Raw genomic sequence first — 25993 nt, 5'->3', positions numbered from 1 at the left:
CGGCCGTTGAGCGACCGAGACGAAACGCGGATCCAGTCATACGACTGAATCCGCGTCTCGTGCCGTTGCGCTCGCTCGACGACCGGTGTGGGGCTGACGCTCAGCGCCCCAGGCCGGCGAGGGCGGCGGTCACGCCCTTCGCGGCGGCATCCAGGCCGTCTTCGAGATCGGAGACGACGGACGCCGGAAGGGTCCCGCCCTTCGCGATGTGCGTGCGGAGGTCGGTGCGCACCCGTGCGCGGAACGCGTTGATGACGGCATCCGCCCTGTGCATCTCCTCGCGGCTGAGGATGCGCTCGTCGTCAACGGGCGTGCGGGGGCGCGACTTGGACGCCTGGCGGTCGTCGTGCTCGGCGCTGGCGAGGTCGGCCCTGAGGCTCTTCATCGCCTCCTTCACGCTCTGCCGCACCTCGTTCGCGATCAGCCGCACGGAGTCGGTGAGACCCGCCTCGATGCCGGCGAGGTCGCCCTCGCGCGATGCGAGCTCGGCGCGTCCGGCATCCGTGATCGCGTAGATCGTGGTGCGGCCGTCGACGGTCTTGGTGACCAGGCCCTCCTCCTCGAGCTTCGCGAGTCGCGGGTAGATGGTGCCGGCGCTCGGGGTGTACGTGCCCCCGGTGCGATCCGTCAGCGCCTGGATGACCCCGTAGCCGTGCTGCGGGGACTCCGCGAGGAGTGACAGCAGGTACAGGCGCAGGTCGCCGTGGGAGAAGACCGCGGGGCTCACGAGTCCCACTCCTCGTCGTTCGCGATCGACGCGGTCGCGCGACGCAGCACGGTGACGCCGCCCGACACCGAGTTGGCGCGGAGGTCGACGAAGCGGCCGGCGAGCTCGCCCGTGGAACCGGTGTAGTTGCTGGGGCCGGAGGATCCGCGCTCGACGCCGTCGATCAGGATCCGACCGCTCATCGAGCGGACCACGTAGTTCGCGGCGAGCGACTCGTCGAGGCGCACGGTGGTGCCGCCCGACACGGTGTTCACGTTGATCGAGTTCACGTCTCCCGCGGCGTCGATCAGGGTCGCGCCGGAGACGCTGTCGACGGTCGCCTTGCGGATCGTGCCCGTGGCGGCGACGTCGCCCGAGACGCTGTTGGCGTTGATCGAGCCGGTCAGGCCGCGCACCTGCACGTCTCCGGAGACCGAGTTCACGGTGAGGTCGCCGATCAGGGTGTCGACGATGATGTCGCCGGACACGGTGTTGAGGCGGGCGTCGTTGCGGATGCCGGAGACGAGCGCGCCCGCGCTGACGACGCCGAGGTTGAGGGCGATCGCACGGGGGACCGCCACGCTGACCTCGGCCTTGGGGCCGCCGGAGCCGAAGTTGCGGAACACCTCGAGGAAGTTGTCCCAGCCGAGCTGCGGGTGGTCGATCTCGACCTCGCCGTCGGAGGACTCGATGCGCAGGTCCTTGATGGTGACGCCGTGCACCTCGATGCGGATGCCGGGTTCGTCGTGGGCGATCACGTCGACCTGCCCGCCGACGAGCCCGATCTTCAGTCGGCTGATGTTCTCGATGTCGATGACGCGTTCCTCGCCAGGGGCGATGAGCCACTTCTCGGTCATGTGCTTCTCCTTGTTCGGAATCGCGTTATATCGCGTCTAAGAAGAGTAACACGATATAACGCGAGTCTGTCAAGTGGGACGTTTCGTCTCGGTCGCTGCGCTGCCTCGCTCAACGACCGAGAAGACGGCGGTCAGATCACGGGAGGCGTATGCCAGATGCGGTCGATGTAGTCGCGGATCGAGCGGTCAGACGAGAAGAACCCGGTGCGGGCGACGTTGAGCACGGCGGAGCGGTTCCATCCGTCGGCGTCGCGGTACGCGGCATCCACCCGCTCCTGCGCCGTCATGTAGGAGGCGTAGTCGGCCAGCACCATGAAGCGGTCCTCGTAGAGGAGGTTGGAGACGACGGGCTCGAACACCGAGCGGTCTCCGCGCGAGAACGCTCCGGAGGCGATCAGGTCGATCGCCCTGCGCAGCCCCTCGTCGGCCTGGTAGAACTCGCTCGGCCGGTAGCCGCGGTCGGACAGCGCCGACACCTCGGGCTCGCTCATGCCGAACAGGAAGAAGTCGTCATCGCCCACCAGCTCGCGGATCTCGACGTTCGCACCGTCGTCGGTGCCGATCGTGAGCGCGCCGTTGAGCGCGAACTTCATGTTGCCGGTGCCGGAGGCCTCCTTGCCGGCGAGGGAGATCTGCTCCGACAGGTCGGCTGCGGGGATCACCCGCTCGGCGAGGGTGACGTTGTAGTTCGGCGGGAAGATCACCTTCAGGCGGCCGTCGAGGCGCGGGTCGGCGTTCACGACGGAGCCCACGGCGTTGATCAGATGGATGATGCGCTTCGCCATCGCGTACCCCGGCGCCGCCTTCGCCCCGAAGATCACGGTGCGCGGCTGCAGGTCGGATGCCGAGAGCCGCCCCGAGACCACCCCTTCGTACTGCGACACGATGTGCAGCACCTTGAGCATCTGCCGCTTGTACTCGTGCAGGCGCTTCACCATCACGTCGAGCATGTGCCCGTCGCTCACGTCGACGCCGTCGCGCTCACGCAGCACCTCGCCCAGGCGCCTCTTGTTCGCCGCCTTGACCTCGGCGAACCGTGCGAGGAACGACGCGTCGTCGGCGAAGGGCTCCAGCTCCCGCAGGCGCTCCAGATCGGTCACCCAGCCTTCGCCGATCGTCTCGGTGATGAGCGAGGAGAGCGAGGGGTTCGCGAGCCGGAGGAACCGCCGCGGCGTGACGCCGTTGGTGACGTTCGTGAACTTCTCGGGGTAGAAGTCGCTGAAGTCGGAGAGGACCTTGTCGCGCAGCAGCTGCGAGTGCAGTTCGGCGACGCCGTTCACGCGTGCTCCGGCGACCGTGGCGAGGTACGCCATCCGCACCGACCTGACCGGATGCTCGGCGATGATCGACATGTTGCGGATGCGGAGCTCGTCGTCGCCGTAGCGCTCGCGCACGGCATCCAGGAACTCCTCGTTGATGCGGTAGATGATCTCCAGGTGCCGCGGAAGGAGCCTGCCGAGCAGGTCGACCGGCCAGACCTCGAGCGCCTCCGGCAGCAGCGTGTGGCACGTGTACGCGAAGCACTGCCGCGTGATCGCCCACGCGGCATCCCACTCCAGCTTCTTCTCGTCGATCAGCACGCGCATGAACTCGGGCACCGCGATCACCGGGTGGGTGTCGTTGAGCTGGAAGATCACGCGCTCGGGCAGCCGGTTCAGGTCGTACCCCTCGGCGAGCATGTTGTCGAGGAAGTCGTGGATGGATGCCGCCACGAAGAAGTACTGCTGCTGCAGGCGCAGCTCCTTGCCCTGCGGGGTGGAGTCCTCGGGGTAGAGCACCTTCGAGATGTTCGCGGCGTAGGTCTGCGCGCGCACGGCCTCCTCGTAGTCTCCGGAGTTGAAGATGCGCAGGTCGAAGGCGTTCGTCGCGACGGCGCTCCACAGGCGGAGGGTGTTCACGCGGCCGTTCTCGAAGCCGGGGACCATGTAGTTGTACGGCACGGCCTGCACGTTCCACGCGGGGATCCAGCGGGAGCGGGTCACGCCGTCGTCGTCGTACTTCTCGGTGCGTCCGCCGAACGAGACGGTCTGCGCGTCCTCAGGGCGGGCGAACTCCCACGGCGAGCCCAGTGCGAGCCAGGCATCCGGCTGCTCCACCTGCTGACCTTCGATGAACGTCTGCCGGAAGATGCCGTACTCGTAGCGGATGCCGTAGCCGATGTTGGGCACGCCGAGTGTCGCCAGCGAGTCGATGAAGCAGGCCGCGAGGCGGCCGAGCCCGCCGTTGCCGAGACCGGGCTCGACCTCGTGGCCGCGCAGCTCGTCGAGGCTGAGGCCGAGTCCCTCGAGGGCCTGCGCGGCGATGTCGGTGAGCCCGCCGGCGAGGAGGTTGTTGTCGAGCTGACGGCCGAGCAGGTACTCGGCCGAGAGGTAGCAGACGCCCTTGGCCTGGGTCTGCTTCTGACGGGTGAGATCGTCGAGCCAACGGGCCATCAGATAGTCGCGCACGGTGTGGGCGAGGGCGAGATAGCGGTCGTTCGCGCTCGACTCGGCGAGGGTCACGCCCCGGTCGAAGTTCAGGTTCAGCAGGAACTCGTGGGCGAAGGCGTCCGGAGTGTGCGCGGGGGCGAGGTCGAGCGGGTGCGTGGTGGTCACTCCTCGACCGTAGCGACCCCGTCGGGTCGAGGACATGTCGAAGACGTTACGTTTTTCGGTTGTCTGCGTGACATCCCGGCATCCCGGTTCTGACGTGCGGTTGACATTGACGTTGCGTCAACTTCTATCGTGGAGGCATCGACACGGAAGGAGGGCGAAATGACCGCTCGTGACTGGTCCATCCAGGAGATCGCGAGTCTCGCCGGCACCACCAGCAGGACGCTGCGTCACTACGACGACATCGGGCTGCTGACGCCGTCGCGCATCGCGTCCAACGGGTACCGGCACTACGACGAGCAGGCGCTCGTGCGGCTGCAGCGCATCCTGCTGCTGCGCGAGCTCGGCCTCGGCCTGCCGCAGATCGCGCAGGTGCTCGCCCAGGAGCGGGCCGAGGCTTCCGCGCTCGAGACGCACCTCGCGCTGCTGCGCGAGGAGCAGGCAAGGCTGGCGCGGCAGATCGCGTCGGTCGAATCGACCATCGACGCACTGAGAGGAGGTGAAGAACTGATGGCAGAGAACATGTTCGACGGCTTCGACCACACGCAGTACAAGGACGAAGTCGAGGAGCGCTGGGGCAAGAAGGCCTACGCCGACAGCGACCGCTGGTGGCGGGGGATGACGGACGCCGAGCGCTCCGACTGGCAGCGTCGCGTGTCCGATCTCGGACGCGACTGGATCGCCGCCGCGGAGAGCGGCATCGACCCGGCATCCGCCGAGGCTCAAGACGTCGCGCGCCGCCACGTCGAGTGGCTGACCGGCATCCCCGGCACCCCCGCGGCTGTTCCCGGCGGTGACGTGAAGGCGTACGTGATCGGGCTCGGTGAGATGTACGTCGCCGACCCGCGCTTCGGCGCCAACTACGCCACCTCGGCCGGTGGCGCCCAGGGCGCGGAGTTCGTCCGCGACGCGCTGCGCGTCTACGCGGAGGCGAACCTGTAGTCCGCGCTGCTCCGCCGGTCGTTGAGCGAGGAGCGCAGCGACGAGACGAGACGTTTCATGCTGCGTACGACTCGGGCCCGCGCCGGGTGCGTTTCGTCTCGCTGCGCTCGCTCAACGACCGGTGGGGTGTCTCCCTGCCGGGTCGTTGAGCGACGAGACGAAACGCGCCCTGGTCCGCGCGACTACAGTTGCACGGGTGAACCTCCGCCGTGTGTTCTTCGTCGCCCTCGGCGGCACCGTGGGCACGGCGGCACGGCTCGCGCTCGGACTCCTGCTGACGGATGCCGGTGTACTCCCGGTGCTCATCGCGAACGTCGTCGGGGCGTTCCTGATCGGCATCCTCACCGCGCGGCTGCCGCGCGCCACCGATCTGCGGCTGCTCCTCGGCACCGGCGTGCTCGGCGGCTTCACGACCTACAGTGCGTTCATGACGGGCACGGTCCAGCTCTGGACGGATGCTCCGCTCGCGGCAGTCGCGTACGCGGCCGGATCCCTCGTGCTCGGCGTCGCGGCGGTCGCCCTCGGGCTCAGGCTGGGCCGACCCCGGGCAGGAGTCGCCGCATGAACCCGCTGATGTTCGCCGCCGCGGCGCTCGCCGGAGGGGTCGGAGCGGTGCTGCGCTACCTCGTCGACCTCGGCGTCGCCCGGTTCGCCGGACGCCGGTTCCCGTGGGGCATCCTCGTCGTGAACCTCAGCGGCTCCTTCGCCCTCGGGCTCGTGACCTCGGCTCTTCCCGACCAGGCGTTCCTGCTCGGGGCGGGTCTGCTCGGCGGCTACACGACGTTCAGCACGGCGATGCTCGACACGGTCGCGCTGTGGCGCGACGGCGAGCGCCCGGCATCCGCTCTGAACGCGATCGGCATGCTGCTGCTCGGCCTCCTGGCCGCCGCTCTCGGCCTCGCCCTCGGCGCCGCCCTCTAGCGCCGCCGTCCCTCCTCTTCCTGCTCGATGCCCCGCCTGCCGGGTGAGGCGTCGGCGGCAGGAGGAGATGCCGCGGGCGGGGCCCCTGCAACTGATGGTTGCGCTCGTGACGCGTGACCGGGTACATTCTTGCTAATCGTTTAACTGCTAATCGATTAACAGACCTCTTCGCCCGGGTCCAGAAACCCGAACCCCCGCGCACCCACGCACCGTCAAAGGAGACACCATGGCTCGCCTTCCCCGCCGCACCGTCGGCGCCCTCGCCGCATCCGCGGTCGCCGTCCTCGCGCTCAGCGCGTGCTCGCCCTCGACCGGGGGCGACTCCGGATCGTCGGGCGGCGACATCACCCTCAGCTACGGGATCTGGGACGAGAACCAGAAGCCCGCGATGGAGGAGATCGCCACGGCGTTCACCAAGGAGCACCCGAACGTCACGATCGACATCCAGGTCACGCCGTACAAGGAGTACTTCACCAAGCTCCAGACCGCGGCGACCGGCGGATCCGCGGCCGACGTGTTCTGGATGAACGGCCCGAACTTCCAGCTGTACGCATCCAACGGGCAGCTCGCCCCCCTCGACGACTCGGGCATCGACGCCTCCGACTACCCGCAGGGCCTCATCGACCTCTACACCTACGACGGCAAGCTCTACGGCGCCCCGAAGGACTTCGACACCGTCGCCCTCTGGTACAACAAGGAGCTCTTCGACGCCGCCGGGGTCGCGTACCCGAGCGCGGGCTGGACCTGGGACGACTTCACGGCCGCCGCCGCGAAGCTCACCGACCCGTCCAAGGGCCAGTACGGCGTCGCCGCCAGCCAGTACGGCCAGGAGAACTACTACAACTCGATCGCCCAGGCGGGCGGGGAGGTCATCTCGGCCGACGGCACGAAGAGCGGCTACGGCTCGGCCGAGGCGCTCAAGGGCATCGAGCTCTGGACCAACCTCATCGAGGCCGGGTCGTCTCCCACGGCGCAGCAGATGACCGACACGAACCCCGAGGACTTCTTCCTCTCCGGCAAGGTCGCGATGTTCCAGAACGGCTCCTGGGCGGCGATCGCCTACGCCGACAACAAGGACATCGGCGCGAAGGTGAACGTCGCACCGCTCCCCGCGGGCCCCGAGGGCAACCAGAGCGTGATCCACGGCGTCGGCAACGTCGCCAACGCGAAGAGCGCGCACCTCGCAGAGGCCCAGGAGTTCGCCGCCTTCGCCTCCGGTGAGAAGGCCGCCAAGATCCAGGCCGAGACCGGCACCGTGATCCCCGCATTCAACGGCACCCAGCAGGCCTGGGTCGACGCCCTGCCGCAGTACGACCTGCAGGTCTACATCGACGCCCTCGACACCGCGGTGCCCTACCCGGTCTCGAAGAACACGTCGGCGTGGACGAGCATCGAGAGCGAGATCCTGTCGCAGGTCTGGTCGGGCGCCGTGACGCCCGCGGCCGGCCTCAAGGACCTCGCCGCGAAGATGCAGGCCGCGCTGGACGCAGAGCAGAAGTAGCCGCGCATGAGCGTCGTCGCGCCCCACGCGCGCACGTCGGAAGAGCGGATGCCGGCGGTCCCCAGCCCCGGCATCCGCCGCCGACGGCGCAACCCCGGGGCCTCCCCCTGGTGGGCGCTGGTCTTCATCGGACCGACCGCCCTCGGCATCGCGGTCTTCTACCTGTGGCCGACCGTGCGCACCCTCATCATCTCGTTCACGAAGTCGGGACCCTTCGGGGGCTCGGAGTGGGTGGGAATCGAGAACTACGCCCGTCTCTTCCAGGACCCCGAGCTCATCGGGGCCCTCCGCAACACCGCGATCTACACGGTCATCGCCCTCATCGGCATCCCCCTGGCCGTCGCGATCGCGGCCCTGCTGAACACCACCGGGCTCAAGGGGCGCAGCGCCTACCGGACGCTGTACTTCATCCCCGTCGTCACGATGCCCGCCGCGATCGCGCTGGTGTGGCGCATGATCTACAACGGCGACTACGGAGTGCTCAACGCGGCGCTCGGAGCGATCGGCATCGACGGCCGCAGCTGGCTCACCGACCCGAACACCGCCCTCGTCGCGATCGCCGTCGTCGGCATCTGGGCGGGGCTCGGCACCAACATCGTGATCTTCCTCGCGGGGCTGCAGGGCATCCCCGACACGATCATGGAGGCTGCCGACCTCGACGGGGCCGGCCCCGTGCGCAAGTTCTTCTCCATCACGATCCCGCTGCTGTCGCCGTCGATCTTCTTCGTCAGCGTGATCAGCGTGATCGGCGCGCTGCAGGTGTTCGACCTGATCTACATGATGCTCGGCCGCAGCAACCCGGCGATGCCGAACACCCGCACCGTGGTCTACCTGTTCTACGAAGCGGGCTTCCTCGACAACGACCGCGGGTACGCCGCGGCCATCGCCTTCCTGCTCCTCGTGATCATCCTGCTGCTCACGGTCGTCCAGTTCCGTCTGCAGAAGAGGTGGGTGCACTATGAGTGACGTCTCGCTCGACACCCGCGCCGTCATCGGCGCACCGGCCGGCCGTGCGAGCGGCCGCGTCGGGAAGCCGAAGAACCCCGGCCTCTGGGCCGTGCACATCGTGCTGCTCGTCGGCGCCGTGCTGATGGTGTTCCCGTTCATCTGGCAGCTGCTGACCTCGTTCAAGACGCTGTCCGACTCGGTGCAGGTTCCGCCGTCGTTCCTGCCGAGGGAGTGGGTCTTCACGAACTTCGCCGAGGTCTTCGACTCGATGCCGTTCGCGCAGATGTTCCTGAACTCGGTGCTCCTCACGGTCGGCCGCACGGTCGGACAGGTCGTGCTGTGCACCATGGCGGGGTACGCGTTCGCCCGCATCCCCTTCCCCGGTCGCAACGCGCTGTTCGTCGTGTTCCTGTCGGTGCTGATGGTCCCCTCGCAGCTCTACCTGCTGCCGCAGTACGAGATCGTCCAGTCGCTCGGCTGGCTCAACACCCTGCAGGCGCTGATCGTGCCCGGCATCTTCAGCGCCTTCGGCACCTTCCTGATGCGCCAGTTCTTCATGTCGATGCCCGCCGAACTCGAAGAGGCGGCGCGCATCGACGGGGCGAATCCGTGGCAGACCTTCTGGCGGATCATGGTTCCGCTCGCGAAGCCTGGCATCATCGCTCTCGTGGTGTTCACTGTGCTGTGGTCCTGGAACGATCTGCTCTGGCCGTTGATCGTGACGACCGACCCGGCCAAGATGCCGCTGTCGGTGGGGCTCTCGCAGCTCGTCGGCATCCACGGCACCGACTACCCGGTGCTGATGGCCGGCTCGCTGCTGGCGACCCTGCCCATGCTCGTGACCTTCATGATCCTGCAGCGGCAGTTCATCCAGGGCATCGCGTTCAGCGGATCGAAGGGCTGACACATGCCGCGCACGAAGAACGACTCCCGCCGCCCCACGCTGCGGATGGTGGCGGAGCGCGCGGGGGTCTCCACGGCCACGGTCTCGTACGTGCTGTCCGGACGTGCGGGCGCCTCGGGGGCAGGCGCCGCCGAGGCGACCGCCGCCAGGGTGCTCGCCGCCGCCGAAGAGCTCAACTACCGTCCCAACAGCGCCGCGCGGGCCATCCGCACCGGTCGCAGCGGCATGGTGCAGCTGTCTCTGCACATGCTGAGCGACCCGTGGTCGCTGGCGGTGGCGGATGCCGTGAACGTCGAGGCGAACAGGCACGGCCTCACGACGCTGATCCTCGCGGACGGCGACTGGCATGCGGCTCTCGACCGCGTCGAGAGCGACGTCGCCTACCTGGACGGCGTCGGCCTCGACGAGGCCGCGACGCAGAAGCTGCGCGATCTGGTGAGCCGCGGTCAGCGGCTGGTCGTCTTCTCGGAGCACCTCGAGCCGCAGGGGTTCGACGTCGTGCGCTCCGACGCGATACCCGGATGCGAGATCGCCATGGACCACCTCCTCGAGCGGCGCACGGCGATCGGGTGCCTCGCGGCGGAGGGCGCCGTGCGCCTCGCGTCGACGCAGGTCACGCGGTACACGCCGTACGTCGAGAAGATGGCTGCGGCGGGCATCGAGGTCGACCCGCGCTGGGTCGAGACCTACGCCGAGACGCAGGCCAGTGCCTTCGCGGCGGCCGTGCGGCTCCTCTCCGGCGAGAACCGGCCGGACGCGATCTACGCCACCACCGACTTCGCGGCGATCGCGGCGATCAACGCGGCCCACATGCTGGGCCTGCGCGTGCCCCACGACGTCGCGGTGATCGGCGTCGGCAACACCCCGGACGCGCGTCTGATCGCCCCCACGCTCACCACCGTCGGCCCGACCGACTTCTACGAGCGGCAGGCCCGCATCATCATCGACCGTGCTCTCGGCGTGGACGACCGGCCCGGCCGGCTCCACGAGTTCGAATGGTCGCTCTTCCCCGGCGGGTCGACCGACCTCGACGCCCCGGCAACCCGCTGACGGCGTCGCGCCTCAGCCCGCATCACTCTCAGAAGGACCACTGTGGATCTCAAGATCGGCATCATCGGCTTCGGCGCGCGCGCCACACTCCGCGAGGAGGTGCAGCGGCCCGACGAGGGGTCGCGCATCACCGCGATCTGCGACCCGTCGGAGCGCGCCCGCGTCGACGCCCGCCGCCTCGTCCCCGACGCTCTCGTGACCGACTCCCTCGACGAGCTCCTCGCCTCGGGCGTGGACGCCGTGATGGTGCTGACCCCCGACGACACGCATGCGGCGCTCAGCATCCGCGCGCTCGAAGCCGGCGTCGCGGTGTTCTGCGAGAAGCCGCTCGCGATCGACCTCGCCGACGCCGACGCCATGCTGCAGACCGCCCGCCGCACCGGCAGCCGCCTCTACATCGGCCACAACATGCGGCACATGCCCGTGATCACGCTCATGCGCGGCCTCATCCAGGACGGGCGGATCGGCGACGTCAAGGCCGTATGGGTGCGCCACTTCGTCGGGCACGGCGGCGACTACTACTTCAAGGACTGGCACGCCGACCGTCGGCGCACCACGGGCCTTCTCCTGCAGAAGGGCGCGCACGACATCGACATCATCCACTGGCTCGCCGGCGCCTACACCGAGCGGGTCGCGGCGATGGGCGAGCTCAGCGTGTACGGCGACATCGCCGACCGCCGGGAGCGCACGGGGGAGCGGATGCCGGACTGGTTCAGCCTCGACAACTGGCCCCCCGCCTCGCTCACCGGGCTGCACCCCGTGGTCGACGTCGAGGACATCTCGATGGTCAACATGCGGCTCACCGGCGGCATCATGGCCTCGTACCAGCAGTGCCACTTCACGCCCGACTACTGGCGCAACTACACGGTGATCGGCACCGAGGGGCGCATCGAGAACTTCGGCGACACCGCGGGCAGCGAGGTCAGGCTGTGGAACCGACGCCACCGCGGCGCCGCGGACGCCGACGAGACGTTCATCGTCCCCGAGGTGCCGGATGCCGGACACGACGGCGCCGACGCGCTGCTCGTGGCCGAGTTCCTGCGGTTCGTGCGCGACGGCGGGCTCACCGAGACGTCACCGGTCGCGGCCCGTGAGGCCGTGGCCGCCGGCATCCTCGCCACGCAGTCCCTCCGCGGTGACGGCTCGGCCATCGAGGTCCCCGCGCTCGATCCCGACCTCGTCGCCTACTTCGAACGAGGCCAGGTGGCGTAGCACTCCCGGGCGTTTCGTCTCGGTCGCTGCGCTCCCTCGCTCAACGACCGGGAGTGCTGCCCTTCTCCGGTCGTCGAGCGAGCGCAGCGAGACGAAACGGAGTGTCGTGCGGGTGCGGGCGTTTCGTCTCGGTCGCTGCGCTCCCTCGCTCAACGACCGGGTGCTCTCGAACCTGATCTCCCAGCGTCCTCACAATCCGAAACTGTACAAACGTACATGTACGCACGTACAGGGGGTTCGGATGACCGAGGGAACGCGCCGCAGACGCGACCCTGAGGCGCGCCGTCGCGAGATCGTGACCGCCGCCGCCGAGCTCATCGTCGAGATCGGGGTCGACGCGGTCTCGCACCGCAAGGTCGCCGCGCGCGCCGGAGTGCCCCTCGGCGCCACGACCCAGTACTTCGCCACGCTCGACGACCTGCGCGATGCGGCCCTCGGCGCGCTCGTCGCCGAGGTCGAGGAGCGCATCGAGATCACGCGCGAGGCCGTCGTCGCCGACGGCGTCACCCCCGCCGGTCTCGCGCACCTGATCCATCAGGGGCTCGAAGACGCGCGCGCCGTGCAGGCCGACCGCGCGGTGGTCACCGCGGCCGTCCACGATCCCCGCGTGCGCGAACTCGCACGACACTGGTCCGACGAGGTGGTCGGATTCATCGCACCCGTTCACGGTCCGGACCGAGCCAGGGCAGCTGCCGTCTTCATCGACGGCGTACTCTGGCACGCCCAGATCCACGACGAACCGCTCGGCGAGGGCCTCATCCGCGACGCCCTCGCCGGAATCCTGACACCAGCCGCAGCATCCGCCTAACCGAGAGAACCGCCTTGTCGAAACTCGCCGTCCTGAGCCTGAAGAACCGCGCGCTCATCGCGCTGATCACGATCGTCGCCGCGGTGTTCGGCGGCCTCGCGCTGACGAACCTCAAACAGGAGCTCATCCCCTCTCTCGAGCTCCCCAACCTCATGGTCATGACGACCTACCCCGGCGCATCGCCCGAGGTGGTCGAGAACGACGTGTCCACTCCGATCGAGTCGGCCATCCAGGGAGTCCCGGGGCTCGAGGGCACGACCGCGACCAGCACGACGAACGCCTCGATCGTGCAGGCGACGTTCACCTACGGCACGAACCTGGCGACCGCGGAGCAGAAGATCCAGCAGGCGATCAACCGCATCTCCTCCACGCTGCCCGACGACGTCACCCCGCAGGTGCTGTCGGTGTCGATCGACGACTTCCCGGTGATCCAGGTCGCCGTGACCGGATTCGCGGATGCCGACAACGCCCAGGCCGAGCTGCAGAGCGTCGCGATCCCGAAGCTCGAAGACGTCAAGGGCGTCAACGCCGCGCAGATCGTCGGCGGCGTCGGACAGCGGATCACGATCACCCCCGACCTCCTCAAGCTCGCCGCCGCGGGCGAGAGCTCCCAGGCGATCAGCTCCGCCCTGCAGCAGAACGGCACGCTCTTCCCCGGTGGCGACATCACCGAGAACGGCCAGACCCTCACCGTGCAGACCGGTGCGAAGATCACGTCCGTCGACGAGATCGCCGCACTCCCGCTCGTGGGCACCGACACGACCATCGGCGAGGTCGCCACCGTCGTGCAGGAGAACGACCCCGTCTCCTCGATCTCGCGCGTGGACGGCAAGGACGCACTCTCCATCTCGATCACCAAGCTGCCCGCCGCCAACACCGTCGAGGTCTCGCACGGCGTGATCGCCGCCCTCGACGACATCAAGGAGGCGTTCCCCGACGCGAAGTTCACGATCGTGTTCGATCAGGCGCCGTTCATCGTGCAGTCGATCGACACCCTCGCGACCGAGGGACTCCTCGGCCTCGTCATGGCCGTGATCATCATCCTCGTGTTCCTGCTGTCGATCCGGTCGACGCTCGTCACCGCGATCTCGATCCCGACCAGCGTGCTGATCACGTTCATCGGGCTGCAGGCGTTCGGCTACTCGCTCAACATCCTCACCCTCGGCGCGCTCACCATCGCGATCGGGCGCGTGGTCGACGACTCGATCGTCGTCATCGAGAACATCAAGCGCCACTACGTCGGAGACGCCGACAAGGGCGACGCGATCCGTCTCGCCGTGCGCGAGGTCGCCGCGGCCGTCACGGCATCCACCATCACGACCGTCGCGGTGTTCCTGCCGATCGTCTTCGTGGGCGACATGGTCGGCGAGCTGTTCCGACCCTTCGCCATGACGGTGACGATCGCGATGGTCGCATCGCTGCTCGTCGCCCTCACGATCGTGCCCGTTCTGGCCTACTGGTTCCTCCGACCGGGCAAGCCGCTGCTCGACGAGCAGGGCGTGCAGATCGACCCCGAGCACCCGGACGCTCCTCCGACGCGACTGCAGCGCGCGTACCGGCCGATCCTCGGCTGGACGCTCAAGCACTCCGGCATCACCGTGATCATCGCGGTGGTCGTCCTCGGCGCCACGCTCGCCGCGGCCCCGCTGATGAAGGTCAACTTCCTCAGCGACTCCGGCCAGAACACGATGACGGTCACACAGGATCTCGGCCCGACCGCGAGCCTCGAGACGAAGTCGGACGCGGCGATGAAGGTCGAGAAGGCCCTCCTCGACATCGACGGCATCACCCACGTGCAGGCCTCGATCGGCTCCAGCGGATCGGCGCTGCGCGATGCGTTCTCCGGCGGCGCCGGAGTGACGTTCTCGGTGCTCACCGACAGCGACGCCGATCAGGAGAAGCTGCGCGCCGAGGTGCAGAAGTCGATCGACGGTCTGAAGGACGTCGGAGACGTCGCCGTCGCGGCATCCGCCGGTCTCGGGTCGAGTGACATCGAGGTCTCCGTCACCGCGTCGAACTCCGCCGACCTCGAGAAGGCGACCGCCGCGGTCGTCGACGAGATCAAGGGACGCGACGGCGTCGGACAGGTGACCGACAACCTCGCCGCCGCTCTGCCGTACCTCGCCGTGGTCGTCGACCGTCAGGCAGCGGCCGAACGCGGTCTCTCCGAGGTCGCCGTCGGCACCATCGTGTCGAACACCATGCGTCCGCAGCAGGCCGGATCCGTCGAGATCGACGACACCGCGCTGACCGTGTACATCGCGGCGCCCGAGCCGCCCACGACGGCGCTGGCCCTGAAGGAGCTCGCGATCCCGACCCCGGCCGGCATCGTGCAGCTGCAGGACATCGCGACCGTCGAGGAGCGCAACGGCCCCACCTCGATCACGACCGAGAAGGGCAAGCGCACCGCCACCGTGACGGTGCCCCCGGCATCCGATAACCTCGCCGTCGCGACCGCCTCGGTCTCGGCCGCGCTCGCCGCGGTTGAGCTGCCCGACGGCGCAGCGGCAGAGGTCGGCGGCGTCGCGACGCAGCAGGCCGACTCGTTCTCGCAGCTGGGCCTCGCGATGCTCGCGGCCATCCTCATCGTGTACGTGGTGATGGTGGCGACGTTCAAGTCGCTGCGTCAGCCGCTGCTGCTGCTCGTGTCGGTGCCGTTCGCGGCGACCGGTGCGATCCTGCTGCAGATCATCACCGGGGTGCCGCTCGGCGTGGCCTCCCTGATCGGCGTGCTGATGCTCATCGGCATCGTGGTGACGAACGCGATCGTGCTCATCGACCTGGTCAACCAGTATCGGGAGAAGGGGCTGTCGACCGCGGAGGCGGTGATGGCCGGTGGCGAGAAGCGTCTGCGCCCGATCCTCATGACGGCGCTGGCGACGATCTTCGCGCTGATCCCGATGGCGCTCGGCATCACCGGGCACGGCGGCTTCATCTCGCAGCCGCTCGCGATCGTCGTGATCGGCGGACTCGTCTCGTCGACCGTGCTGACGCTCATCGTGCTCCCGACGCTGTACAACCTCGTCGAGGGTGCGAAGGAGCGCCGCCGGGCGCGCAAGTCGGGCCCGGATGCCGGCGCGGCCGGCGACGACCGGGAGCTGGTGACGGCCGGAGTCGGCGGGACGCCCGCGACGGCCGGCATCGGCGGGGAGTCCGACGCGGCATCCGCTGGAGCGACCGCGACCGCGACCTCCGACGGGCTGCCGCACGCACCGCAGCTGACGCGGCGGGAGCTGCGCGAACGCGGGGAGTGACCTCCGCGTCGCGTTCACAACTCCTCATGAAATGACGCGAGGGGCCCGGATCCTGAGGATCCGGGCCCCTCTCGCACGTTCTGTGAGGAGTTGTGAACGGGTGCTCCCGCGCACGCCGACGGAGACTCAGCCGAGCGTGATGCCCCACTCGAGCGTCCAGGTCTCGCCTGGCGCGAGTCGGCGGATGCCGAGACCGCTGTTGAGCGCATCGGCGGGTGCGGTCATCGGCTCGATCGCGACGGCGAGCGACTGACCGGGGTAGCCCGGCGTCGTGTAGACCTGCACGTAGTCGAAGCCCGCGCCCTGCCAGAGCGTGACGCGGCGTCCGTCCGGTGCGGTGAGCGAGTGGCGGACGAGCCCGTCTGCATCGCGCGCGAGGTCTGTGAAGCCGGTGTCGAGGGCGACATCGCCCAGGCGGACCCCGTCGCTCAGGGCCGGATCGGCGGGGCGGGTGCCGGTGGGCAGCATCCTGTCATCGGTGTCGAAGGCGGTGGACGCGGGGATCCTCAGCACCAGGTCGTGCGGGTCGACGTCGCCGATCGTGACGAACGGGTGGGTGCCGAGTGCGACGGGCGCCGCCTCGGACGAGCGGTTCGTCAGCGTGTGCGTGACCCGGATGCCGTCGGCCTGCAGCGCATAGGCGACAGCGGTGTCGATGAGGTACGGGTACCCGGTCTGCGGCACGATCGTCGCGCGGAGGGTGGCGCTGGCGGCATCCGTCTGCTCGATCACGTAGGAGGTGAACCGGAGCAGCCCGTGACTCGCGTTGCCGAGCTTGGGCTCGGTGATCGCGAGCTGACGGGAGACGTCGCCGTCGTTCCAGAGGCCGTCGCGCACGCGGTTGGGCCAGGGGGTCAGCACCACTCCGGAGCAGGACGGCGTCGGCTGGTCGAGCGGATAGGGGGCGACCGCGTCGACCCCTCCGATGCGGAGAGAGCGGAGGGAGGCGCCGACCTGCGCGATCTGGGCGGTGACGTCGGCGAGCTGGAGCTGCACCTGCGTGCCGGTGGGGAGTGCGGAGTTCACTCCGCAATCGTACGGTCTCGGTGGCACCGGAACTCCGGAGAGGGGACCTCGAGGTGGAACAATGAGGGGATGCCGTCTCGTGTCGTCGCCGTCCACTCCAACGCCGCGCACGGATTCAGCAAGTCGACGCGAGAGTCGATCACTCTGCTCGAGGGCCTCGGAGTCGAAGGCGATGCGCACTGCGGTGCGACCGTGCAGCACCGGTCGCGTGTGGCCGCGGACCCGTCGCAGCCGAACGTCCGGCAGGTGCATCTGATCCACGGAGAGCTGCTGGACGCGCTGAGCGAGAACGGCCATACGGTCGCGCCGGGGGATCTGGGTGAGAACGTCACCACTCGAGGCATCGATCTGCTGGGGCTCCCCGTCGGCACCCGGCTGCGTTTCGGCGACGCGGTCGTGACGATCACGGGGCTGCGCAATCCGTGCCAGCAGATCAACGACTTCCAGTCCGGTCTGCTCAAGCAGGTGGTCCGTACGGACGAGGAGGGCCGTGTCATCCGTCTCGCCGGGGTGATGGGCATCGTCTCCCGGGGCGGGCGGGTGGCCGCCGGAGACACGATCGATGTCGAGCTCCCGCCCCCGCCACATTTCCCGCTGACGCGCGTGTGAGCCCTGCCGGGTTCTCCGGAGCACTCTCTCAGCCTGTACCGGTAGACTCGTTCGGTCGGCTTCGGACACCCGCGCATGGCGCGGACGTTTTTGTGCAAGAAGTGTGAGTCCAGGGGCCGATGGTGAGCGTCGATCGACGCAAATCAACCATCACATGAATGGCCCCGGCCGCTGACAGTCCGGACCCGCGCTCAGGCGCTGGTGCTCGCGCGTGTGCGCGGCGCTGTTCTCGTGCGAGAACTCAGAAGGACATACCCCATGCCCAAGAACAAGAAGCCCCGAGGCGGACGTCCGTCCGCCAACTTCGAGCCGCGCTACGGCGCCAAGAAGACCTCCTTCCACGACCGCCACGCCGGAGCGCGTGACGGCGCCCGTGACGAGCGCGGCGGACGCGCGGATGCCGGCGACCGCCGCAGCGCACCCGCAGCCGGCGGATACGACCGTCGCCCGGGCAGCCGCAGCGCCGGCCACCGCGGCTACCGCCCTGCCGAGGCCGAGTCCGGCGCCCCGAAGCAGCGCTGGGGTGCGCAGGAGCGCGCCGGTCGCGACGAGGCCCGCAGCATCCGCAACCGCGCCGAGTCCGGACGCCGCGAGGCTCCCCATCACCGCGGTGAGGAGCGCCCTCGCTTCAACGACCGCGCAGGCCAGCGGCCCACCGGTCCCGGCACCTACCGCGACGAGCGTCCGAGCGGCGGCCGCCGATTCGACGACCGTCCGCGTCGTGACGACCGTGGCGGCGCTGAGCGTCCCCGTTTCAACGATCGTGGGGCTGACCGTCCTCGGTTCGATCGTGACGAGCGTCCGCGCCGTGACGACCGCTCGTCCGAGCGTCCGCGGTTCAACGACCGTGGGGCTGAGCGTCCTCGTTTCGATCGCGATGAGCGTCCGAACCGTGCCGGTGGCCGTGACGAGCGTCCCCGTTTCAACGACCGTGGCGCTGAGCGTCCTCGGTTCGATCGTGACGAGCGTCCGCGCCGTGACGACCGCGGCGGCGCCGAGCGTCCCCGTTTCAACGACGCCAGCTCCGCCGAGCGTCCGGCCCGCTCCTACGACGCGGACCGCGCTCGTCGCGCGTTCGACCGCGACCGCACGCAGCGCTCCTACGACGCACCGGGCGAGCGCAGCCGCCCCTCGACCGGCGGCGCCTACCGCACCGACCGTCCGCGTCGTGACGAGCGTCCGAGCCGTGACGAGCGTCCGAGCCGCAACGACTGGAGCGCGAAGCCCAAGGCCGCGTTCGAGCCGACGGATGACGTCGTGCACGAGCGCCTCGAGGCGAAGTCCGTCGCTGCGGTCGAGGTCGACGGCGTGACCTTCGGCGACCTCGGTCTCGGCTCCAACATCGTCGAGACCCTCGTCGGCATGGGCGCGGCGACGCCGTTCCCGATCCAGGCCGCCAGCATCCCGGCCGTCCTCGAGGGCCGTGACGTCCTCGCCCGCGGCCGCACCGGCTCCGGCAAGACCATCGCCTTCGGCGCCCCGCTCGTCGAGCGCGTGCTGCAGTCTCAGGCCGGTAAGCGCCGTGAGTTCGGTCGGTCGCCGCGCGCGATCATCCTCGCTCCGACGCGTGAGCTCGCGCTGCAGATCGACCGCACGATCCAGCCGATCGCCCGCAGCGTCGGTCTCTTCACCACGCAGATCTACGGCGGCGTGCCGCAGGGACGCCAGGTGGGTGCGCTCAAGAAGGGCGTCGACATCGTGATCGGCACCCCCGGTCGCATCGAGGACCTCATCAACCAGGGCAAGCTCGACCTCTCGGACTGCCGCATCGCGGTGCTCGACGAGGCCGACCACATGTGCGAGCTCGGGTTCGTCGAGCCGGTGCAGCGCATCCTGCGTCACACGGCCGACGGCAGCCAGAAGCTCCTCTTCTCGGCGACGCTCGACCGTGAGGTCGCGGCCCTCGTCGACGAGTTCCTCGTCGACCCGGCCGTCTACGAGGTCGCCGGTGAAGACCAGGAATCCAGCACGATCGAGCACCGCGTGCTCGTGATCGAGCACCGCGACAAGGCCGACATCCTCACGTCGCTCGTCGACCGCGCCGGCAAGACGCTCGTGTTCGCCCGCACCCGTGCGTACGCCGACATGCTCGCCGAGCAGTTCGACGACGCCGGCATCCCCGCGGTCTCGCTGCACGGCGACCTGAACCAGGCGAAGCGCACGCGCAACCTCGAACGCCTCACCTCCGGTCGCGTGAACGTGCTGGTCGCGACGGACGTCGCCGCCCGCGGCATCCACGTCGACGACATCGATCTGGTCGTCCAGGCCGATGCTCCCGATGAGTACAAGACGTACCTGCACCGCTCCGGCCGCACCGGTCGGGCCGGCCGCTCTGGGCGCGTCGTCACGCTCATCACGCGTCAGCGTCAGCGTCGGATGACCGAGCTGCTGCAGCGCGCCGAGATCGACGCGCCGTTCGAGAACGCCCGCGTGGACGACGACCTGATCGAGGAGATCGCCGGCCGCGTGCCGACGGCGGCCGACCTCACGGCCTGACCCTCCGCATCGAAGGCCCCGTCACCGCATCCGCGGGGCGGGGCCTTCGGTCTGCGTGCCTCGACTTTCGTATGCGCGGCGCGCGCCTTCCGCACGGACATCTCGTCCGTGCGGGAGGAGATCTCACGATCGGGAGGAGAGATCCGCCGAGTCGCTCCTCCCGAGCGTGCGAACTCCTCCCGAGCGTGCGAACTCCTCCCGAACGTGCGAACTCCTCCCGAGCGCGCAGCCAGGCGGCCGCGCCGGGCAGGGAGTGGCGAAGAGAGCGGATGCCGTCCGCTAGGCGAGCTCGTGCTCGTGCACCCCGGTGGTCAGCATCGTGCCGTTGAGCGAGAGGTACAGCGTCTGCTCGGTCACCGTCAGGGACAGCATGTTGCGGCGTTCGAGCAGGGGCACCGCCGAGTCGATGAACCCGGGGTCGAAGCTGTAGACGCGGATGTCCTCGGCGCGGTGGATGCGCTTGTCTGCCCAGGGGGCCATGACCTTCGCGGGATCGCGGTGCGTGTAGACGACGGTGCGCTCCGCGAGCCTGCTGCCGTAGTGGAGGCGCTCGGCATCCGGCGCGCCCACCTCGATCCAGACCGTGATCGCACCGGTGAGATCACGCACGAGAACAGCGGGCTCATCGGACTGTGAGACGGTGCCGCCGAACACGATGCCCTCCGCGTACTCGAGTCCGTACGCGATCACGCGGGTCAGCATGTAGGCGTCTGTCTCCGACGGATGCCGTGCGACGCGCAACGCGTACTCCTCGAAGACGCCGCGGTCCATGTCTGCGAGCTGCACCTCGAAGGTGTGCATCGTCGATCCGATTGCCATGGGTCGAGCCTATTGGCCAGGGCGGTCGCCGCCGGACGAGGAGGTCGCGCTCAGAAGAGCATCGGCTGCGCAGGGGCGGATGCCGCGGTCGACGCCGATGGCGCGAATCCGGGGCGCGTGCCGCGGACGGGATAGTCGTCTTCGTGTCGACCGTCGAGTCCGTGCATGCGGATCAGGGGGCGCACCCGTTTCGCCAGCCACTGCCGATAGGCCTTGGGGGCCTCCGCGGACACGCCGGGGTACAGGCCGCGATAGGACGACAGCAGGTCGGGCCGATACTCGCCGAGCCACTGGAAGAACCACGGCTTCACGCCGGGCCGGAGGTGCAGCGCCCCGTAGATCACGCGCGCAGCGCCCGCCGCTCTGATCCGTGCCAGCGCCGTGTCGAGCGCGTCGACGGAGTCCGTCAGGTGCGGCATGATCGGCATCAGGAACACGGTCACGCGGAATCCGGCATCCGTCAGCGCCTTCACCGTGTCGAGGCGGGCCTGCGTCGTCGGCGCACCCGGTTCGATGGCCTTCTGCAGGTCGTCGTCGTACATCGCGATGGACATCTGGATGTCGACGTGCACGCGTTCGGCCGCTCTGACGAGGAGCGGGATGTCGCGTCGGATCAGCGTGCCCTTGGTGAGGATCGACATCGGAGTGCCGGATGCTGCGAGCGCCTCGATGATCCCCGGCATCAGGCGGTACCGCCCTTCTGCCCGCTGATAGGGGTCGGTGTTCGTGCCGAGCGCGACGAGCTCGTGCTGCCAGCTGCCCCGCCGCAGCTCCTTCTCGAGCACCTCGACGACGTTGACCTTCACCACGATCTGGGAGTCAAAGTCGGCTCCTCCGTCGAGGTCGAGGTACTCGTGCGTGCCGCGGGCGAAGCAGTTGTGGCTGATCACTCCGTTGGCGATGAAATCACCGGTGCCCGTCGTGATGTCCAGCAGATCCCGTTCTCCGTCAAGAGGCGTGATCTCGACCACACGCAGATCCGCGACGGTCTTGACCGTCGTGCCCTCGATGGACATCTTCCGGGTGATCGCGGGACGGACGGCGGCGAAGAACCGCTGCCTGCTGGGGAGGCCGCCGATGACATGGACGGCACGGACCCCGTTGGCGCGAGGAGCCTCGACGACGTAGGGGATACGGATCTCGCGCAGCCCTTCTTCGATGAGGGCGATGATCTCGTCATTCTTGTTCGAGATCCGAAGCACACCGCGTGAGCAGCTCCCCTCTGCATCGAAGATGCCGGCGAGAAAACCTGCATACCAGTCACGATCTGCGTGTGCGGGCGTCTCGATCAGGGTCTCGATCGATTCGACGTGTGCTTGCGCTGCCGTGTGAATCGCCTGCGACGCGCTTCTGGTCGCGGACGCGACCGCGAAGGGTCGGGTCCGCGTCGGCACGCCTTCATCGAGGAGGAATTCGCGTGACCTGTCCAGGGCTTCGTCGTCGATGAGGGCGAGACGGAACCGGTGAATCCTCCGAGTCCGCCGTGGGCTCGGATAGGAGCCGTGGAAGATCATCCCGTCCCCACGGATCATCCCGGCGAGGTAGCCGCGACGGTACTCCTCGCCCGAATGCTCGATCGACAGGTCGTCCGCACCGATGCCGAACCCCATCAGTCGATTGTTCAGGGTGAGATGAGGGCGCTGCCCCGTCTCGGCATCCGTGACATGCTTCCAGCCTCGATCCGTGAGGAAGCGATGGTCCCCGCTGGCCTCGAGTCGAGTGCCGTCGGCGAGGGTGACGCGGTAGGCCGGCTTTCGGGTGCTCCATTTCGCCGTGATGGTCGTGCGCACATATCGGCGATAGAAGCCCTGCACTTCGGTGCCGATGATCTCATCGCCGATCTCAAGCTCACGCAGAGGGCGTTGGCGCCCATCCGCGCACAGGATGAGCGTGTCGGGAGAGATGCAGTACACGCAGGCGTGACTGCATCCGCGGTAGGGGTTGATCGTCCACCCGAACGGCATCCGCGACGATCCGGGGACCTTGTTCAGCGCCGAGCGCGACAGCACCTCGTGGAAGGTCATCCCCGCGAACTCGGGCGTGGTCACCGTGCGCAGCACGCTGCTGCGGTCTTCGAGCCCCGGCAGAGCGGCAGCATCCGTCTCTCCGAGTTTCTGACCCTGCCAGCGCATGATTCATTCGAACATAGAAACGACACTCGCGTCAACCACGATGGGATATTCGTTCGAAACGGCGATGGGGGAGAATGGAGCCATGTACTCCGCGCGGCAGCCCCAGCATGCACGGCCGCGCTCCCCGATCCACGGGCCCGCCCTTCCCGTCGGACTGGCGGTGACGGCGCTCGGCATCCTGCTCTCCCTCGCCACCGTGCCGTCGGGCGACGCGTCCGCCCCGCAGGCCATGCCCGAGCCGAGCGTGGTCCAGGAGGTGCCGCCGGTCGAGACCGACGCGATCCCCGCCGCTGATCCGTGTTCCGACCCCGCGGTTCTCGACGCCATCGCCGCCGCCGACGACGCGGCGATCATCGCGGGCTTCGGCGGAGGGGAGAGGTTCCGTGCGGCCGTCGTCGCAGGCAATGCGCCCTGCATCTCCCTCGATGACCCTGCGCATGTCTGGGTCGTGGTGAACAAGGCGCGCCCACTCAACCCCATCGACTTCGCGCCGGCGTCGCTGACCGATGCGCCGCTGCAGATCACCACCGGATCGGGTCAGGCGCGCACCGACGTCGCCCAGGCCGTGGGGGAGCTCGCGGCGGCCGCAGCCGCTGATGGAGTCGGCCAGATCGGCGCCAACAACGGCTACCGCTCGTACGACCTGCAGGTGCGCACCTACGCCACGCACGTGCGCGCCGAGGGGCAGCAGAGCGCCGACGCCGCCTCCGCCCGAGCCGGGCACAGCGAGCACCAGACCGGACTCGCCCTCGATCTCGTGGCGTGTGCGCCGTGCGGCGGCATCGACGCGTTCGGCGGAACGCCCCAGGGGGCATGGGTCGCGGAGCACTCCTGGGAGTACGGGTTCATCGTGCGGTACGAGGCCGGTGCGACGGGCATCAGCGGCTACAAGCCCGAGCCCTGGCACGTGCGCTACATCGGCGTCGAGCTCGCCGCGGCCTATCACCAGGGCGGATTCCACACGCTCGAGGAGTTCTTCGGCCTCCCCGCCGCGCCCGACTACCCCCACTGAGACGCCCTGTTGCGGCATCCGACAATCGCGGTACCCAGTCTCACGGATTGTGGGATGCATTCTCACAATGGTCTGCCGTGCCCCGTGTTTCCGGCATAGAATCACCGGAGCAAAGACGCACGACATGCTCAGGAGGACGCAATGGAACGCGACATCTACGAAGAGGATCACGAGGCATTCCGCGACCTCGTCAAGGATTTCGTCAAGCGCCACGTGACGAACGAGGCCATCGAGCGGTGGGATGCCGCAGGAGAGATCGACCGCGCGACCATGCTGGCCGCGGGTGAGGCGGGCCTGATCGGCCTGTCCGTGCCCGAGGAGTTCGGCGGCGCGGGGATGCTGCAGGACTACCGCTTCCGCACGATCGTCATGGAAGAGGTCATCGCGGCCGGCGCCGGCTCGCTCGCCGGCGCCTTCGGCATCCAGGACGACCTCGCGGTGCCGTATCTCGTGCACATGGGCACGCAGGAGCAGAAGGAGAAGTGGCTGCCCCGCATGGCCACCGGTGAGGTGCTCGGCGCGCTCGCCATGACCGACCCCGGCGCCGGCTCCGACCTTCGCGGCATCAAGACCAACGCCAAGAAGGTCGACGGCGGCTACATCCTCAACGGCGCCAAGACGTTCATCTCGTCGGGCACCACGGCCGACGTCGTCGTGACCTTCGTCAAGACGGGCGAGGGCAACCGGCCCGACGCGTTCAGCCTGCTGCTCGTCGAGAAGGGCATGGAGGGCTTCGACCAGGGCAAGAAGCTCAGCAAGATGGGCTTCCACGGCTGGGACACGGCAGAGCTCAGCTTCACCGACGTGTTCGTCCCCGAGGAGAACCTGATCAGCGGCAAGGAGGGTCAGGGCTTCATCCAGCTGATGCTGAACCTGCCGCTCGAGCGCCTCTCGATCGGCGTCGCCGCAGCCGCGGCCGCCCAGGCCGCCTTCGACTGGACCACCGCCTACACGAAGGACCGCGAGGCGTTCGGTGAGCGCATCGCCGACTTCCAGAACACGCGTTTCCGCCTCGCCGACATGTCGGCGACGACCGACGCGATGTGGGCGTACATCGACCGCGCGCTGCTCGCCTACAAGGACAACAAGCTCACCGCCGAGGACGCCGCGAAGGTCAAGTTCTGGGCGACCGAGCGCGAGTGGGAGGTGCTCGACATGGGTGTGCAGCTGCACGGCGGCTACGGCTACATCATGGAGTACCCGATCGCTCGCGCGTTCACCGACGCCCGCGTGCACCGCATCTACGGCGGCACGAACGAGATCATGCGCGACCTCGTCGGACGTCAGATCGCCGGCAAGCGCTGACGCACGCTGCACGAAGGGCCCCGGATGTTGCATCCGGGGCCCTTCTGCATGTCCATCGTCCCGTCGGGCGTGCACGGGGGCGGGCGCGGCTTCGGAGCGGGGGCGGGGCGCGCCGAGGGGTGGATGCTGTAGAGCGGCGTGTCGGGAGCGGGCTCCGCAGCTGTGCTCGTCGCGGGGTGGGCACTCCGGTAGCAGACTCCTTGCTACCCGAGTAGCATGGAGTCATGAACAGCAAGGTCAGTCTCAGCCTGAGCGAGAGCGATCTGGCGTTCCTCGACCTCGAGGCGCTCAGCGGACGGTACGCGTCGCGATCGGCGGCGGTGCAGGATGCCGTCCGTCTGCTCCGTGAGAGCCGCCTCGCGGATGCCTACGCCGAGGCCTATGCCGAGGGGTACGACCCCGAGTGGGACCTCGCCGACAGCGACGGACTCGCGTCGGCGTGAGCGCGGCATCCATCCCTCTGCTGCGTCGAGGGCAGATCGTCCTCGTGTCGTTCGACCCGGCAGTCGGGTCCGAAGTGCGAAAGACTCGCCCGGCCGTCGTGGTGAGCAACAACACCGCCAACACCGTCGCGAGCCGCAGCTCGAATGCGACGGTGACCGTCGTGCCCCTGACCTCCCGCACCGAGAAGGTGTTCCCGTTTCAGGTGCTCCTCCCCGCCGGCGCGACGGGACTCGATCGCGACTCGAAGGCGCAGGCCGAGCAGATCCGCACGGTCTCGGTCGCCCGCATCATGCGGCCGGTCGGCTGGGTGCCGGCGGAGCTGCTGGGTGCGGTCGACGAGGCGCTGCGGCTCCACCTGTCGCTCTGACCGCGCGGTCAGGCACAGCTTCGGAGCGGCACCCGAGCACATCTTCGGAGCGGCGACCGGGCACAATTTCGGAGCGGCGACGCGACACG

At 68.8% G+C, this 25993-nt stretch carries 22 protein-coding genes; 16 read left to right on the top strand and 6 right to left on the bottom strand.

The features are described 5' to 3' along the window. Window positions 1–100: 100 nt before the first annotated feature. The 3 genes from MRBLWH10_RS14830 to MRBLWH10_RS14820 form a co-directional block, all read right to left on the bottom strand. Entirely contained in the window at window positions 101–727 is a 627-nt protein-coding gene (locus MRBLWH10_RS14830; protein WP_341940499.1) for a PadR family transcriptional regulator, read from the bottom strand. Continuing rightward, complete coding sequence (locus MRBLWH10_RS14825) at window positions 724–1563, bottom strand: DUF4097 family beta strand repeat-containing protein (protein WP_105676711.1); 840 nt, start codon at window positions 1561–1563, stop codon at window positions 724–726. The genes MRBLWH10_RS14830 and MRBLWH10_RS14825 overlap by 4 nt, the downstream gene beginning before the upstream one ends. Before the next feature lie 131 nt (window positions 1564–1694). After that, window positions 1695–4157, bottom strand: a complete 2463-nt coding sequence (locus MRBLWH10_RS14820; protein WP_341940498.1) for a glycogen/starch/alpha-glucan phosphorylase — start codon at window positions 4155–4157, stop codon at window positions 1695–1697. Window positions 4158–4316: 159 nt separating this feature from the next. Between MRBLWH10_RS14820 and MRBLWH10_RS14815 the strand changes: the two genes are divergently transcribed. The 10 genes from MRBLWH10_RS14815 (at window position 4317) to MRBLWH10_RS14770 (ending at window position 15694) form a co-directional block, all read left to right on the top strand. Further along, on the top strand, window positions 4317–5096 hold the full coding sequence (locus MRBLWH10_RS14815; protein WP_341940497.1) for a MerR family transcriptional regulator: 780 nt from the start codon (window positions 4317–4319) through the stop codon (window positions 5094–5096). A 196-nt stretch (window positions 5097–5292) separates the two neighbouring features. After that, the gene (locus MRBLWH10_RS14810; RefSeq protein WP_341940496.1) at window positions 5293–5661 is read left to right on the top strand and encodes a CrcB family protein; all 369 of its coding nucleotides are present in this window, start codon (window positions 5293–5295) and stop codon (window positions 5659–5661) included. After that, complete coding sequence (locus MRBLWH10_RS14805) at window positions 5658–6017, top strand: CrcB family protein (protein ID WP_341940495.1); 360 nt, start codon at window positions 5658–5660, stop codon at window positions 6015–6017. Before MRBLWH10_RS14810 ends, MRBLWH10_RS14805 begins: the two co-directional genes overlap by 4 nt. A gap of 226 nt (window positions 6018–6243) precedes the next feature. Further along, window positions 6244–7518: a sugar ABC transporter substrate-binding protein gene (locus tag MRBLWH10_RS14800; RefSeq protein WP_341940494.1), complete on the top strand. Its 1275-nt coding sequence runs from the start codon at window positions 6244–6246 to the stop codon at window positions 7516–7518. A gap of 6 nt (window positions 7519–7524) precedes the next feature. Continuing rightward, complete coding sequence (locus MRBLWH10_RS14795; RefSeq protein ID WP_341940493.1) at window positions 7525–8484, top strand: sugar ABC transporter permease; 960 nt, start codon at window positions 7525–7527, stop codon at window positions 8482–8484. Next, window positions 8477–9370 carry a carbohydrate ABC transporter permease gene (locus tag MRBLWH10_RS14790; protein ID WP_219844632.1) on the top strand — a complete coding sequence of 298 codons (894 nt, stop codon included), beginning with the start codon at window positions 8477–8479 and terminating at the stop codon, window positions 9368–9370. The genes MRBLWH10_RS14795 and MRBLWH10_RS14790 overlap by 8 nt, the downstream gene beginning before the upstream one ends. 3 nt (window positions 9371–9373) lie before the next feature. Continuing rightward, entirely contained in the window at window positions 9374–10420 is a 1047-nt protein-coding gene (locus tag MRBLWH10_RS14785; protein WP_341940492.1) for a LacI family DNA-binding transcriptional regulator, read from the top strand. A gap of 42 nt (window positions 10421–10462) precedes the next feature. Next, window positions 10463–11632 (top strand): Gfo/Idh/MocA family oxidoreductase, encoded by a 1170-nt coding sequence (locus MRBLWH10_RS14780; protein ID WP_341940491.1) that lies wholly within the window; start codon window positions 10463–10465, stop codon window positions 11630–11632. A 241-nt stretch (window positions 11633–11873) separates the two neighbouring features. Beyond that, the gene (locus tag MRBLWH10_RS14775; protein ID WP_341940490.1) at window positions 11874–12440 is read left to right on the top strand and encodes a TetR family transcriptional regulator; all 567 of its coding nucleotides are present in this window, start codon (window positions 11874–11876) and stop codon (window positions 12438–12440) included. A gap of 14 nt (window positions 12441–12454) precedes the next feature. Then, window positions 12455–15694 (top strand): efflux RND transporter permease subunit, encoded by a 3240-nt coding sequence (locus tag MRBLWH10_RS14770; protein WP_341940489.1) that lies wholly within the window; start codon window positions 12455–12457, stop codon window positions 15692–15694. A 126-nt stretch (window positions 15695–15820) separates the two neighbouring features. Here the strand turns inward: MRBLWH10_RS14770 and MRBLWH10_RS14765 are convergent, their stop codons facing one another. Then, window positions 15821–16720: an aldose 1-epimerase family protein gene (locus tag MRBLWH10_RS14765; RefSeq protein WP_341940488.1), complete on the bottom strand. Its 900-nt coding sequence runs from the start codon at window positions 16718–16720 to the stop codon at window positions 15821–15823. A 69-nt stretch (window positions 16721–16789) separates the two neighbouring features. Between MRBLWH10_RS14765 and MRBLWH10_RS14760 the strand changes: the two genes are divergently transcribed. Both MRBLWH10_RS14760 and MRBLWH10_RS14755 read left to right on the top strand, forming a co-directional pair. Next, window positions 16790–17329 (top strand): MOSC domain-containing protein, encoded by a 540-nt coding sequence (locus tag MRBLWH10_RS14760; RefSeq protein WP_341940487.1) that lies wholly within the window; start codon window positions 16790–16792, stop codon window positions 17327–17329. Between the two features lie 258 nt (window positions 17330–17587). Beyond that, the gene (locus MRBLWH10_RS14755) at window positions 17588–19825 is read left to right on the top strand and encodes a DEAD/DEAH box helicase (protein WP_341940486.1); all 2238 of its coding nucleotides are present in this window, start codon (window positions 17588–17590) and stop codon (window positions 19823–19825) included. 279 nt (window positions 19826–20104) lie between these two features. Here MRBLWH10_RS14755 and MRBLWH10_RS14750 read toward each other — a convergent pair whose 3' ends face one another. Together MRBLWH10_RS14750 and MRBLWH10_RS14745 are read right to left on the bottom strand one after the other, a co-directional pair. Further along, window positions 20105–20644: a YaeQ family protein gene (locus MRBLWH10_RS14750; protein WP_223587221.1), complete on the bottom strand. Its 540-nt coding sequence runs from the start codon at window positions 20642–20644 to the stop codon at window positions 20105–20107. 50 nt (window positions 20645–20694) lie between these two features. Continuing rightward, window positions 20695–22776, bottom strand: coding sequence for an intein-containing Rv2578c family radical SAM protein (locus MRBLWH10_RS14745; RefSeq protein WP_341940485.1), 2082 nt, complete (start codon window positions 22774–22776; stop codon window positions 20695–20697). Window positions 22777–22858: 82 nt separating this feature from the next. On the opposite strand from MRBLWH10_RS14745, the gene MRBLWH10_RS14740 reads away from it, so the two are divergent. The 4 genes from MRBLWH10_RS14740 to MRBLWH10_RS14725 all read left to right on the top strand — a co-directional run bounded on the left by MRBLWH10_RS14740 (window position 22859) and on the right by MRBLWH10_RS14725 (window position 25904). Further along, window positions 22859–23788, top strand: a complete 930-nt coding sequence (locus MRBLWH10_RS14740; protein ID WP_105676730.1) for a M15 family metallopeptidase — start codon at window positions 22859–22861, stop codon at window positions 23786–23788. 141 nt (window positions 23789–23929) lie between these two features. Next, window positions 23930–25093 (top strand): acyl-CoA dehydrogenase family protein, encoded by a 1164-nt coding sequence (locus MRBLWH10_RS14735; RefSeq protein WP_341940484.1) that lies wholly within the window; start codon window positions 23930–23932, stop codon window positions 25091–25093. Between the two features lie 224 nt (window positions 25094–25317). Beyond that, window positions 25318–25536: a ribbon-helix-helix domain-containing protein gene (locus MRBLWH10_RS14730; RefSeq protein ID WP_105673794.1), complete on the top strand. Its 219-nt coding sequence runs from the start codon at window positions 25318–25320 to the stop codon at window positions 25534–25536. Further along, a complete protein-coding gene (locus MRBLWH10_RS14725) occupies window positions 25533–25904 on the top strand; it encodes a type II toxin-antitoxin system PemK/MazF family toxin (RefSeq protein WP_341940483.1) in 372 nt (123 codons plus the stop codon). The genes MRBLWH10_RS14730 and MRBLWH10_RS14725 overlap by 4 nt, the downstream gene beginning before the upstream one ends. Window positions 25905–25993: the final 89 nt, after the last annotated feature.

The organism is Microbacterium sp. LWH10-1.2 (genome assembly GCF_038397765.1).
In the GTDB taxonomy this organism is placed as follows: Bacteria; Actinomycetota; Actinomycetes; order Actinomycetales; family Microbacteriaceae; genus Microbacterium; species Microbacterium natoriense.
This window is presented reverse-complemented; position numbering and strand designations above follow the sequence as displayed.

Coding starts and splice junctions, on each gene's coding strand:
- MRBLWH10_RS14825 (WP_105676711.1), bottom strand. CDS start 1,563: ATGACCGAGAAGTGGCTCATCGCCCCTGGCGAGGAACGCGTCATCGAC.
- MRBLWH10_RS14815 (WP_341940497.1), top strand. CDS start 4,317: ATGACCGCTCGTGACTGGTCCATCCAGGAGATCGCGAGTCTCGCCGGC.
- MRBLWH10_RS14805 (WP_341940495.1), top strand. CDS start 5,658: ATGAACCCGCTGATGTTCGCCGCCGCGGCGCTCGCCGGAGGGGTCGGA.
- MRBLWH10_RS14800 (WP_341940494.1), top strand. CDS start 6,244: ATGGCTCGCCTTCCCCGCCGCACCGTCGGCGCCCTCGCCGCATCCGCG.
- MRBLWH10_RS14795 (WP_341940493.1), top strand. CDS start 7,525: ATGAGCGTCGTCGCGCCCCACGCGCGCACGTCGGAAGAGCGGATGCCG.
- MRBLWH10_RS14790 (WP_219844632.1), top strand. CDS start 8,477: ATGAGTGACGTCTCGCTCGACACCCGCGCCGTCATCGGCGCACCGGCC.
- MRBLWH10_RS14785 (WP_341940492.1), top strand. CDS start 9,374: ATGCCGCGCACGAAGAACGACTCCCGCCGCCCCACGCTGCGGATGGTG.
- MRBLWH10_RS14775 (WP_341940490.1), top strand. CDS start 11,874: ATGACCGAGGGAACGCGCCGCAGACGCGACCCTGAGGCGCGCCGTCGC.
- MRBLWH10_RS14760 (WP_341940487.1), top strand. CDS start 16,790: ATGCCGTCTCGTGTCGTCGCCGTCCACTCCAACGCCGCGCACGGATTC.
- MRBLWH10_RS14755 (WP_341940486.1), top strand. CDS start 17,588: ATGCCCAAGAACAAGAAGCCCCGAGGCGGACGTCCGTCCGCCAACTTC.
- MRBLWH10_RS14750 (WP_223587221.1), bottom strand. CDS start 20,644: ATGGCAATCGGATCGACGATGCACACCTTCGAGGTGCAGCTCGCAGAC.
- MRBLWH10_RS14745 (WP_341940485.1), bottom strand. CDS start 22,776: ATGCGCTGGCAGGGTCAGAAACTCGGAGAGACGGATGCTGCCGCTCTG.
- MRBLWH10_RS14740 (WP_105676730.1), top strand. CDS start 22,859: ATGTACTCCGCGCGGCAGCCCCAGCATGCACGGCCGCGCTCCCCGATC.
- MRBLWH10_RS14735 (WP_341940484.1), top strand. CDS start 23,930: ATGGAACGCGACATCTACGAAGAGGATCACGAGGCATTCCGCGACCTC.
- MRBLWH10_RS14730 (WP_105673794.1), top strand. CDS start 25,318: ATGAACAGCAAGGTCAGTCTCAGCCTGAGCGAGAGCGATCTGGCGTTC.